This window comes from Ekhidna sp. (assembly GCF_039940915.1).
In the GTDB taxonomy this organism is placed as follows: domain Bacteria; phylum Bacteroidota; class Bacteroidia; order Cytophagales; family Cyclobacteriaceae; genus Ekhidna.
The window spans coordinates 478,922-491,136 of the sequence record NZ_JBDVFO010000003.1; the positions used below are offsets into that span (position 1 = coordinate 478,922).

The window sequence follows — 12,215 nt, forward strand, 5'->3', positions numbered from 1 at the left end:
TAATGATGCCTAAAAAATCAGATGAGATATCACGAGCCTTACTCACTCTTCAGAATAGTTACTGGGTTAGTTGTTAGTACTCTTTTCATTTGTATGGCGAGTGTTACAAGGGTGACCACCAGTACTAATGCAAGCATTTGAAATAAGAAAGTAACTCCTAAGTCAATTTTATAGGCAAAATCATTTAGCCATTGCTCCATCACATAGTAGACTACAGGCCATGAGACTAAAGAAGCCAGAAATGCAATAAGTAAAAAATTCATCCCAATGACTTTACCAACATCACCTATCTGAGCACCTAACACACGCCGGATGCTTATCTGTTTGAGTTTTAAATATATGGTGATAGAACTAAGACCGTAGAGTCCCAATAAAGCTATGAAGATAGCCAGACCAGTAAATAGTTGGATAAGCCTGGAGAATTCCTTCTCTGTCTGGTACAACGTGGCTAGCTGATCATCCAAAAACACATATTGGAACGGGTATTCATTATTAGCAAACACCTTTTGCCAGCTATCTTCAATCGCAGAAATTGCAGATTGTACGTTATCAGACCTAAACCTTATCATCATATTCCGTGTTTCCACAAAATTTATCATTAACCCCATCGGCCCAATCTCATGATGCAGCGATTGGTAATGAAAATCAGCGAATACTCCAATGATTCTGTATTCCTGCCCACCAGCAAAAACCACTTCGGCACCAATGGGATTTTCCAATTCAAGTGATTTTGCCAGGGTCTCATTGATGATCAAAGCCGATGAGGAATCGGTATGTATTTCAGGATCAAAAAACCTACCATCCTTTAAGGTAAGGTTCATAAATGATGTGAACTCAAAATCAACCCCTAGGTATGCAGTTTGAATGTTTTGTCCTTCAGGCCATTCTTTCAGTCTTAGTGGGCTACCCCCCGTGCTTCCATCCATTGGAGGACCGAACGTGACACTTTGTACGACTGAATTATTCTTCAATTCATTCCTAAGAGGTTCAATATCAGTGCTGGCGTTACTCCCCCTAAAAGGTAAAGTCAATACGCCTTCTTTTTCATAGCCAAGTTCTCTGGTGGAGAAATACTTTATCTGAGCGATAACAATTAAACTAATACCAATAAGTGAAGCTGAAATTGCATATTGAGTGAAGAGAACAACATGCCTGAATGAAAGTTTTGATGATTTGACACCCAGCTTGTTTTGAAGCAGCGCGATCGCAGAGTAACCGGAAAGTACTGCTCCAAGATAAAATCCTGTGATTATGCTAAAAACAATTCCAAGTATTAAAGTCAACGAAAAGGTAAGGATGATTGATGCTAAATTGATCTCAGCTAGGTAGCCTAGCAGATTGACTATTATTAATACAAGGAAGCTGATGGCGCTTGACAGCCCCATCAAAACGAAAGTTTCGGTCATTAGCTGCCCCACAATTTTTATTTTGGAAGTACCAAATACTTTTCTAACCCCAATTTCTTTGGTTCGAGTTCGCATGAGGGCCGTCACAATATTCAAATAATTAAAGAAGGCAATGATGATGATAAGGACAGCAATAACCCCTAAGCTCACAAGGTTATCATAACTATTAATTCTAAATAACCCGCCCTGAGGGTTAGCTATTTCTGAGGACTTTAAGTAGATATCATAGAGTGGTTGAAGATCAAGTCGAGCTTCACTGGTAGGGTTGGGAGGTCTATTGGAAACGAACATGTCAGACAACTTGCCTTCAAGGAGGTTGATATCTGAATATTTTTTTAACTGTACGTAGGTAATAAAGCCCAACCACCTCCAACTGGTCAAGTCTGCCAGACTTCCTTCACCTGGTTTATATGTACTGAATGATATGAGAAAATCGAATTTGAAATGCGTATTGTCAAGTGGGTCTGCTATAACCGCCGCTACATTAAGGGTTAGGTCGTCGTTGTATATTATCGATTGGCCTATTGGATCATTATTTCCAAAATACTTGGTGGCCATGCTTTGGGTCATGATCAAGGAGTTCGGTTCTTCCAATGCCGTTATTGGATCTCCATGAATTCTTTTGAAGCTGAACATTTTGAGAAAATCAGGTTCAGCAAAAAAAACCTTGTCCTCATAGAAGGATTTATCCCCATCATGCATTAGCACGTCATAAGCATACCTCAACCTTGCTATTTGTTCTATTTCTGGGAAATTGCTTTGAGCTGTTGGTGCAATGGCAGGAGGGATGAGCGGATATTGAGTCACCCGATTGGGTCTGGTGTATCTGGCATTTAAACGATAGATATTCTCTCCCTTTAAGTGATGCCTATCCACACTCATTTCTCCATGGATGTAGATGGTAATTGACACAACGCTCGAAAGACCAATGACCAACCCTAAAAGATTGATTATGGAATAATTTCGGTATCTATTCAGTGATCTTAATCCCACCTTTAAATAGTTCAAAAGCAATCCGTTAAATCCTTTATTCATTTTAGTAAGTCCGGTTAGTTGTTGTTGCGAGCATGCTGTTGACCATTGTACTTCAATTTTTGGACGCAGTTAATTATAATATATCGTATAAAGCTAATATACGAAATATATCACTACAAGTTTTGTTAATTGTATATTTGCGATAAACAACTTCATATGCGAATCAGGAGTGACATCAGCAGTTCCTATATTATTGAATCAGATCATAAGATGGCTGAACTGGCGAATGCGTTGGCTCATCCGTTAAGAGTGGCACTCGTACGCTACTTAAATGAAAAAGATGGTGGTAAAGGCTTGGATAACGCTACCTGCAATAAGGACCTGGTAGAAATGTTCGATTACTCTCAATCGACCATGTCTCAGCATGTAAAGATTCTCACGCAATGTGGTTTGTTCACTGTCAAGCAAAAGGACCAGTTTCGATTTTACTTTCTGAATAGAGAGTTGCTTGCTGAGTATAGCAACTTTCTTGATTCTATCGTTTCCGAATAAATAGGAATTGCAAAGGTTATTCGTAACTAAAGAATGTTAAATATCGTATATTAGCGATACACACTTTATCTAATTGCTATGATACACAAATTATGCATCTTGATTTTTTTCGTTTTATCCTCTTGCACAACTTCATCTCAATCCATTCATCCATTAGAGCCTGTCAGCGGGCATTACAAAGATCTGCAGGCACTTGATTCCAAACCAAATCCAGCAAGAGCACGTCTAGATGAAATTGTATTCCCACCAACTAACTACAGCAGTGGCACATTGATTTATACTTTGGCTGCACCTCATTACCTGAATTCAGAGCAAGTGGATGAACTGAAACAAACTGTTACCCCTCCCGCTAATAGTTCAGATCAAACTCAGGCGGAAATTGAATTTCTACTTGATTGGCAAAAGAAAAGAACAAAGGCTCAGGAAGATCGAGCTTCCAATGTGCTAGCACCCATTGGGTATTGGCCACATGCGGATATCCTCAAAACACATCAGCGGTATAGAGATAATTTAGATTATTTGTTTTATGAAGGTCGAACGGTCTTAGGCGATGACTGCACTCCCGAGAATTATCCGGCTACACGCAAATTACTAGCTGGGGTGACCAAAGATATGAGGATCATGGAATTCACCGTGAAATATCATTTGTTGCGTGCTCGTCCATATCACTTAAGCGATGAGCTTGCACCTCTTGCAAGGATAAGTTCACCTTCGTTTGCCAGTGGGCATACCCTTTGGGCCTATATTCAAGCTTTCACCTGGAGTGAACTAGTGCCTGAAAAACGTCAGGAATTTCTGGATGTGGCCTATGAGGTGGGGGAGTCGAGGGAAATTATGGGCATTCACTACCCTAGCGACGAAGAAGCGGCACGGGTACTTGCTCATAAGATGCTAACGGCAATGCTCAAAAATCCGAAATTCGAGAGAGAGCTAAATGCGGCTAAAGTGGAATGGCAATAAGCGTTCCGTATGATTAAATTCGAGATGTTAGCAAGTCTTTTTTCTTTTGGTAATTACTACTCCGATGATGGTCAAAAAACCTCCTATAACAGTCAGTAATTCTGGGAGCTGCCTTAAAAAAAGGAACGAGAACAATATAGTACTGGGAGGTACCAAATAAATAGGACTGGACAGATTACTTACATTGGTTTGAGATAACAAGCGCGACCAGAGTTGAAACGCCAGTACGGTTGGAATAATGCCAAGAAAGATGATAGCAATGTGACTTTCAGCGGATGCAATGGGAATCATTTTAAAGAACGAAAAATCATAGGCGATAAGCATTAGCGCACCACAGACAATACACAGATGCATCATGTCTGTGGATTTCATCGTTCGCAAAAGGGGTTTCTGGAGAATAAAAAAGAGTGCTCCGGAAACGGGTATGCTAAGAAGGCCAACCTGCTTCCAGTCCAGATGAATTTCCTTTCCAAAATTCATCAAACCTATCCCGACGAGTGCAAGCACAAATCCACTCCAACGAATAGTCTGAGGATTGTCGGCAAGGAAGTAACGAGAAAAAAGGATCATGAAAATGGGTGCTGTGTTACTCACAAAACTTACCACATTCGGCTGAAAGTGGACAGTGAAATAAGTAATGGAAATGTGGTAAAGGAAGATTCCGAAAAAACCTATTGAAAGAATTCGAAAGAGCTGGTTTACGGTAGGAATGGAAACTCTATTCACAAGTATGAAAACCAAGCTGACAATTCCTGCAATGAAAAATCGATACGAAGCGACTTGCGATGGAGTGAAGCTTTCGAGTCCAATTTTTATGGCAACATAGGATGAGCCCCAGGCAAGCACACAAAAAATCTGGATAGCTTTGGAGGGAGATCGTTTTCCCATAGTTGAACAATATTAATAAATATTGTATATTGTTAATATACGATATATTAAATTCCTTGAATCGAGGGGATGTCCTGAAAAATTCAAAAAGTGAATGATAAAGTGAAATATGTATGGTGGTTAGGTATTTTGCTACTCTCGGGATGCGAGTTTAAGAATACTGAAAGTTTCAGAGAGCAGTATGAATTGGAAAAATTGTGGAGCACTTCGGAAGGATTGATTGGATGTGAGTCTGTGGTTTTTGATCATACAACCAACTCCTTCTATGTAAGCAATTCATCAGCATATGATTTTACAGGTAAGGGATATCTCTCTAAGTATTCTGCAGATGGAGATCTGATTGATTCCGCTTGGGTTACCGGGCTGAATAGACCTACGGGAATGGCAATACTTGACGATAGATTATTTATTGGAGACATTAACAGACTGGTTGAGGTTAATATTCCTGCAGGAGAAATAATCAATGAATATCAGCTTAATGGAGATGATGTGCCAGGGTTAAATGACGTAGCTATTAGTCATGTTGGTGAAGTATATGTGACAGCTTCCAATCATCATGCTGTCTATAAACTTGAGGAAAACAAACTGAAATTATGGGTTCGCGATACGATGAAACTCAAGTGGGCTAACGGGATTGTCGCAGCAAAAAAGCATTTATTGGTTGCAGGGAATAGCTTAGCTAAAATATACGATGAGACACGTAGAACAGATTTGGTTCAAATGTCAAAGGATGTCAATGATTTTGATGGACTGCAAGTACTGTCTGGAGATGGGTATTTAGTCTCATCTGCTGGAGGGAAAAACTGTATTTGGTATGTGAGTGAATCCGGAATTTCTAAAACCTTAATTCGAAGTGAAAATTACTTCGCCGATTTCGAATTTCTTTCAAATACAAACAAGCTTGTGGTGGCCACTGGTAATAATGCAACCAATACGTATGAATTAGTGTGCTACCGGATCATCAAGAATTAGATGCAAAGTGGTTTTAGTGATTAACTCTTTTCATGAAAATAAGTTAGAAAATACTATATTCGTATATAGACAATAAACGATTTTAATGAAAACTTTAAGTTCAGCAACCATACAATTTGAGATTACCCTCCAGGCGGATGTAGATTCTGTCTGGAACAACCTAGTAAATCAGACGACTAAGTGGTGGAGTAAAGATTTCTACACGAATACAAAAACAAAAGGATTTCATATCGAGGGTCGTATTGGAGGAAAAGCATACGAGGATTTTGGTGATGGCGAAGGCCTTATATGGTCAGAAGTGATTGGAGTTGACGCTCCCAATTCAATCCAGATGAAAGGTTTACTTGCACCAGAATTTGGTGGACCAGCCATTTCATATATTTCTATCAATTTGAAATCTAATGGATCAGAGACTGTATTTAAGTTCTCTGATACGTTATTTGGTGCTTTGGGTGAAGCCACTGCAGATCAAATTGAGTCAGGCTGGAAAATGATCTATGGAGAGGCGTTTAAGAATTACATTGAAAGTAAATAATTGAGCATGAAATATTTCCTCATTCTTGCAGGGCTAGTGTCCGCCTCACATATGTATGCTCAGAGTTCCACAGTTTTGGAAATACTTGAGGATCAGATTGAAGCCTTTAATAGCAAAAACATTGATAAGTTAGTAGCCAATGTTTCTGACGATTTTAAATGGTACTACATTGGTTCTGATACATTGCTCCTGGAGGTTGATGGTAAGCCTCAATTCAAGAAAAGTATGGAAGCATACTTCAATCAGATTAAGAATGTCAAATCTGAAATAGCTGAATATGCCATTGATGGTAACCGCATAAGTTTTAAAGAGATTGTCAAGTACGAAACGATCTCTGGAAAAATGAATAGTGCTTCAGCTATGGCCATTTATGAAATGAAGGACGACTTGATATACCGAGTATGGTATTTCTTTTAGAAATTTGATACATGATAGCCAATTCTGAACTGCACTATATTCTACTCAAAGAGATTATTGAGAAAGGATTTGCCCCAGACAACGCTTACCTGGCTAATCATTTTAAAGCATCAGTGTCTGAAATTGAAGCAGCCCTGCAGAGACTTCAAAAATATCATGGTGTCGTTTTGCACCCAAACGAGCCAAAAGTATGGGTCATTCATCCGTTTTCGCTGGCACCAACAAATTTTTATATAAAATCTCAGGAAGGACAGTGGTGGGGCAATTGTGCATGGTGTTCACTTGGAGTGGCCGCATTGTTAAACAAGGACTTGACCATCTCAACATCGATTGGTGCAGAAGGCACTCCTATAGAAATTCGCATTGAAAAAGGAGAAATATTGGACAAGAATTTATTCGTGCACTTTCCAATTCCAATGAAGAATGCCTGGGACAATGTCATTTATACGTGCAGTAATATGCTTGTTTTCGAAAATGAAGAACAAGTAAACAGATGGACGGCTCGACATAATGTTCCTAAGGGTGACCTTCAACCAATTCAAAAAATATGGGAATTTTCTAAAAAGTGGTACGGAAATCATCTGAATCCAAATTGGACCAAATGGACGATCCAAGAAGCTAAAAATATGTTTGCTGAATTCGAACTCAACCATGATGTATGGGACCTGGAGTCTTCAGATGAGAGGTTTTAATGTAGTGTGGATGCGGTAGGTACATCTTTGAGAGGTGCCCACCGTTTAGAAGAATTATGAAGTGGATAACAAGAGAAAAACCTAAGATTGATCGAATCGCAAGCCCATGGCTGATCAAACGTTTTGTAGACCAGCAAGCCGAATTTTATTATGTCCCTTTTGATCACGTTAAAAGTGAGGCCAAAAAGTTAGACGCCATCCCCTTCGATATTCCGGGCGTGGAGTATACTCACTTTGAGGACAAATGTACATTTGACTACATCATCTCGAAACATAAACTGACAGACCCAGCCCTCATTAAAATCGCGAAAATTGTTAGGGCCGCAGATACGGACAGACATGAAATTGCCGAAGAGGCACCCGGTTTGTGGGCGATTTCAGCAGGGTTGGCTTTTAACATAAGCGATGACCATGAGCTCCTTAGTTTTGGGATGATCCTCTACGATGGACTGTACTCGTGGGCGAAAAAATTACAACAAGTAAAACATACGAAAAACTCATCTGAAAGCCTCCTTCAGGATATCTACCAGAAGTTCATGCGCCATGAGAAAAAATCAGCAAAATCACCAATATGGGTGAAAGAATTAGAAGAGATGATTCAAGATCAGATAGATACCGAGTTTACATTGACTTTGAAAGAAATTGCGAAAATGCTTCAGGTGCATCCGGCATATCTATCAAGAGAATTTTCGAAGCATTTCAATGACCTAAACTTCGGAGAATATATCAGAAAGCTAAGAATCGAAAAGGCCATTAATCTACTGGAGTCAAATAACCACTCGCTAGCGGAGATCGCGTATTTAACCGGGTTTTCAGATCAGAGCTATTTCACAAGAGTTTTTAAAAAAGAAACCGGTTTTCAACCGAGTGTTTACAGGAAAAAATTTCTCGAAAATTAGACCTGCATAGAAATCAGAATAAATGGATTTTCCCAAAAAACGACTTTGTAGGAGAAGTAAGTTTTCTGCTAATGGTAAAAATCCTTCTATATTTTTCGCTGCATTCATCCTTCATTTGAGAAACACTATTGAATGAAGAATGAAAAATAAACCGACAATAATTTTGACCGGATCTCAAGTTTCTGACCTGCTTCCTTTGGAAGAGTGTATAGGAGCCGTAGAAAATGCGTTCAAGCTTTATGCGCAAGGCAAAATAACTCCGCCCGGAATACTGGGTATTCATGTCGCGGAGGGGGGGTATCACATCAAAGCAGGGGTCATAGATCACTTTGTGGCAAAAGCCAATGCCAACTTCCCGTTGAATCCAAAACAATATGAGCTTCCCACCATTCAAGGGGTGGTTACTGTATACGACAAGAACAATGGCCAATTATTGGCTTTAATGGATTCTATACAAGTGACCATCATACGAACCGGAGCGGCCACTGCTGTTGCTGCCAAATACCTATCCAGAGAAGACGCTCAGACGGTCTCTATTATCGGATGTGGTGCTCAAGGAAGAATCTCTGTAAAAATGCTTCAAAAAGTCAGACCGAAACTTCGTACAGTTTATGCCTTTGACACAGATGAAAAAGCTACTTCCGATTTCTCGAAGGAGCTCGAAAATCAAGGGCTGGAGATAAAGATTGTTGATGATTTTAGAGAAGGCCTATCCGATAGTGATATCTGCGTGACCTGTACCACGGTAAGGAAGCCCTTTCTTGCAGAGAAAGACCTTCCTGAAGGTATTTTTGTAGCAGCAGTGGGGTCGGATAGTGAGGAAAAAAACGAACTATTTCCAGAAGTTTTAAGCAGTAATAAGGTTGTGACGGATGTAACTGATCAGTGTGAGTCTATTGGAGAACTAAACCATGCGATTGAAGCTGGGCAAATGAAATCAAAAGACGTTCATGCAGAACTTGGCGAGATTATTTGTGGCAAGAAGAAAGGTAGATTATCCTCAGATGAAATCATCATTTTCGACAGTACCGGAACTGGACTTCAGGATGTAGCTGCAGCTTCTATTATCTATGCGAAAGCTGAAAAAGACAAAGTAGGACACCAGGTATTCTTTAATAGTTAGTTGACATGAATGAACAAGAACAAGAAAAGCGCAGGCCCTCTTTCAAAGAAGCATTTTGGTTTTGGCTAAAGCTGGGTTTTATCAGTTTTGGAGGCCCTGCTGGCCAGATTGCAATCATGCATGAATTCCTCGTTGAAAAGAAAAAGTGGATTTCTGATAGCAGGTTTCTTCACGCACTCAATTACACCATGATTCTTCCAGGGCCTGAAGCACAGCAGTTGGCTACCTATACAGGCTGGCTACTGCATGGAACCAAAGGAGGCTTGGTAGCCGGGGGATTTTTCGTGCTCCCCTCCATGTTCATCCTTCTGATATTGACCTCTCTATATGCTGAGTATGGAAGTATTCCCTGGGTGTACGCTATGTTTAACGGCCTTAAACCAGCAGTTATGGCGGTTGTTGTTCTTGCTCTAATTAAAATTGGCAAGAAATCACTTCATACGGTTTTTCATTTCTTTATTGCAGGATCAGCTTTCATTGGCATTTTTTTCTTCAATGTTCCATTTCCAATAATCATTCTTGCAGCACTAATTTTAGCATTTGTAGCACGTACAACCCTGCCATTTCTTTTCAAGAAAACGCATGCAGCCAAAAAGTCACTTTCTTTGGATGAGTCCGAGTACTTTATAAGCGAAAAAAATATCGTATCCAGCATTGGATTCAGTGCTAAAAGATTCATCAAACAAATCATTTTTGCTTTTGTAATTTGGGTTGTCCCACTACTGATTTTCTATCTGACCAGTGGTGATTTTCCTTTTTGGAAGCAATTGAGTTTCTTTTTTACGCAAGCTGCCTTCGTCACATTTGGAGGTGCTTATGCTGTTCTTCCCTATGTTGCGCAAGTCAGTGTAGAGCAATTGGGCTGGTTAACTGAACTTCAAATGATAGATGGATTGGCCTTGGGAGAAACCACCCCAGGACCACTTGTCATGGTTCTTGTTTTTGTCGGATTTATGGCAGGATATAATCATTATGACAGCTCACTTTTAATGGGTACTCTCGGGTTACTTACAACCACGCTCTACACATTTGTGCCATGCTTCCTATTCATATTTGCAGGTGCTCCGCTAATTGAAAAAATAAGAGAAAATCCAAAGGTTAAAGAAGCGCTGAGTTTGGTAACCGCAGCGGTGGTAGGAGTTGTTCTTAACCTGACTTTGTACCTTGGGAAAGCAGTAGTATTTCCAAAAAATCTAACATTCTATGAGACTGATTTTGTTACCCTAAGCTGGATTGCTATTTCATTTTTCACCATGTATCGCTTTAAGATTGGCATGATCCCTTGGATTGGAGTGAGTGCTTTATTTGGCTTGGTTTATTACTTGATCTCCTAATATCGAAATGAATGCAATCGCTTTTGTATTAAACCTATTATTTATATATTCGTATATCGTTAATAAACGATATATAATGCATTTAAATAAACTGCCCATTGCTATAGTAGGCGGTGGCCCTGTAGGGCTAGCTGCAGCTGCTCATTTAAGTATCAGAGAGGAAACGTTTGTAGTTCTGGAGTCAGGATCGCGGATTGCGGATAATGTTCGTCAATGGCAACATGTATCAATGTTCTCTCCTTGGAAATATAACATCGATTCGGCTTCCTCTATTATTCTTAAAAGGCACGGCTGGGAGGTTCCAAAAAACAATCATTTACCTACGGGAGAAGAACTTATAACGGACTATCTGCTGCCTCTTTCGGAAACAAAAGAAATTAAGCCTTTCATCAAACTAAATTCGGAAGTGGTATCTGTAAGCCGGAAAAGAATCAGCAAGCTGAAAGATTTTGGACGAGAGAATGCTCCTTTCGTAATCAGGATTAGAGGTGCAAATGGTGATGAAATAATTGAAGCTAGGGCTGTTATTGATGCTTCGGGAACATGGAAGACACCAAAACCTGCCGGAGCTGACGGTTTGTTCGCAATCGGAGAAGAAAAGCTTCATAAAAATGTCAACTATGGAATTCCTGATGTATTAGGTATCGATCAAAATCGCTATGCGAATAAGACTGTTGCCGCCATCGGTGGTGGTCACTCTGCTATCAATGTCTTGCTGGAATTGGCAGACCTAAAGAAAAAAGCAGACAAGATGAATTTGCACTGGATTCTTACCAAGGCCAGCGTTGAAGATGCATATGGAGGATTGGATGATGACGAGCTACCGGGGCGCGGTAGCGTAGGTCAGAGAATCAAGGAGTTGGTTGATGCTGGCATTGTCAAAGCGCATGCCCCATTTTTTGTTGAATCCATGGAAAAAGTAAATGAGCAAATAGCAATAAAAGGGCAATCCCTTAAAACGAATGATGTTATACATGCCGATGAAATCGTTGTTGCAACAGGCCTGAAACCTAACCTCGATATGCTAAAAGAGTTGCGAATAGCTGTTGATCAAAGAACCGAGAGCCCGGTACGACTTGCTCCTCTAATCGATCCAAATATTCATAGTTGCGGATCAGTAGATCCTCATGGGGAAGCGGAGCTGAGGCATCCTGAGAAAGACTTCTACATTGTCGGTATGAAAAGTTATGGAAGGGCGCCAACCTTTCTTCTAGCCACCGGATATGAGCAAGTGAGGTCAGTTGTCGCTGGTTTGGTTGGCGATTGGGATGGCGCTAAAGAGGTCCATTTGAAATTGCCTGAGACGGGTGTCTGTGGTGTTCCCAAGGCAGTAGATCCCAACATACTGGAAGTCGAGAGTGAGATGAAATCTTGTTGTGATTCTGATCCAGGTGAAGTCATCGTCAAAGAAAAGACGGAAGTCTAAGAGGCAGTTACTAATTCTTATTTTATAAAAACTAAT

Annotated in this window: 12 protein-coding genes; 10 read left to right on the plus strand and 2 right to left on the minus strand. The window is 40.2% G+C overall.

Going from position 1 to position 12,215, the window contains the following annotated elements:
* Positions 1 to 38: 38 nt before the first annotated feature.
* On the minus strand, positions 39 to 2,441 hold the full coding sequence (locus ABJF57_RS17075) for an ABC transporter permease (protein WP_462232549.1): 2,403 nt from the start codon (positions 2,439 to 2,441) through the stop codon (positions 39 to 41).
* Between the two features lie 156 nt (positions 2,442 to 2,597).
* Here ABJF57_RS17075 and ABJF57_RS17080 point away from each other — a divergent pair, with 156 nt between their 5' ends.
* Together ABJF57_RS17080 and ABJF57_RS17085 are read left to right on the plus strand one after the other, a co-directional pair.
* Positions 2,598 to 2,933 carry an ArsR/SmtB family transcription factor gene (locus tag ABJF57_RS17080; RefSeq protein ID WP_462232550.1) on the plus strand — a complete coding sequence of 112 codons (336 nt, stop codon included), beginning with the start codon at positions 2,598 to 2,600 and terminating at the stop codon, positions 2,931 to 2,933.
* A gap of 78 nt (positions 2,934 to 3,011) precedes the next feature.
* Positions 3,012 to 3,893, plus strand: a complete 882-nt coding sequence (locus ABJF57_RS17085) for a phosphatase PAP2 family protein (RefSeq protein WP_462232551.1) — start codon at positions 3,012 to 3,014, stop codon at positions 3,891 to 3,893.
* 27 nt (positions 3,894 to 3,920) lie between these two features.
* On the opposite strand, the gene ABJF57_RS17090 is transcribed toward ABJF57_RS17085, so the two are convergent.
* Complete coding sequence (locus tag ABJF57_RS17090) at positions 3,921 to 4,781, minus strand: DMT family transporter (protein WP_462232552.1); 861 nt, start codon at positions 4,779 to 4,781, stop codon at positions 3,921 to 3,923.
* A gap of 90 nt (positions 4,782 to 4,871) precedes the next feature.
* On the opposite strand from ABJF57_RS17090, the gene ABJF57_RS17095 reads away from it, so the two are divergent.
* The 8 genes from ABJF57_RS17095 to ABJF57_RS17130 all read left to right on the plus strand — a co-directional run bounded on the left by ABJF57_RS17095 (position 4,872) and on the right by ABJF57_RS17130 (position 12,179).
* Positions 4,872 to 5,753 carry an SMP-30/gluconolactonase/LRE family protein gene (locus ABJF57_RS17095; RefSeq protein WP_462232553.1) on the plus strand — a complete coding sequence of 294 codons (882 nt, stop codon included), beginning with the start codon at positions 4,872 to 4,874 and terminating at the stop codon, positions 5,751 to 5,753.
* An 85-nt stretch (positions 5,754 to 5,838) separates the two neighbouring features.
* Entirely contained in the window at positions 5,839 to 6,288 is a 450-nt protein-coding gene (locus tag ABJF57_RS17100; RefSeq protein WP_462232554.1) for an SRPBCC family protein, read from the plus strand.
* A gap of 6 nt (positions 6,289 to 6,294) precedes the next feature.
* Positions 6,295 to 6,705 carry a nuclear transport factor 2 family protein gene (locus ABJF57_RS17105; RefSeq protein ID WP_462232555.1) on the plus strand — a complete coding sequence of 137 codons (411 nt, stop codon included), beginning with the start codon at positions 6,295 to 6,297 and terminating at the stop codon, positions 6,703 to 6,705.
* Positions 6,706 to 6,716: 11 nt separating this feature from the next.
* Entirely contained in the window at positions 6,717 to 7,397 is a 681-nt protein-coding gene (locus tag ABJF57_RS17110) for an alkylmercury lyase family protein (RefSeq protein WP_462232556.1), read from the plus strand.
* A 56-nt stretch (positions 7,398 to 7,453) separates the two neighbouring features.
* Positions 7,454 to 8,296, plus strand: a complete 843-nt coding sequence (locus ABJF57_RS17115) for a chromate resistance protein ChrB domain-containing protein (protein WP_462232557.1) — start codon at positions 7,454 to 7,456, stop codon at positions 8,294 to 8,296.
* Positions 8,297 to 8,435: 139 nt separating this feature from the next.
* Positions 8,436 to 9,419: an ornithine cyclodeaminase family protein gene (locus ABJF57_RS17120; RefSeq protein ID WP_462232558.1), complete on the plus strand. Its 984-nt coding sequence runs from the start codon at positions 8,436 to 8,438 to the stop codon at positions 9,417 to 9,419.
* 5 nt (positions 9,420 to 9,424) lie between these two features.
* Positions 9,425 to 10,753 carry a chromate efflux transporter gene (chrA, locus tag ABJF57_RS17125; RefSeq protein WP_462232559.1) on the plus strand — a complete coding sequence of 443 codons (1,329 nt, stop codon included), beginning with the start codon at positions 9,425 to 9,427 and terminating at the stop codon, positions 10,751 to 10,753.
* A 76-nt stretch (positions 10,754 to 10,829) separates the two neighbouring features.
* Positions 10,830 to 12,179 (plus strand): NAD(P)-binding domain-containing protein, encoded by a 1,350-nt coding sequence (locus tag ABJF57_RS17130; RefSeq protein ID WP_462232560.1) that lies wholly within the window; start codon positions 10,830 to 10,832, stop codon positions 12,177 to 12,179.
* Positions 12,180 to 12,215: the final 36 nt, after the last annotated feature.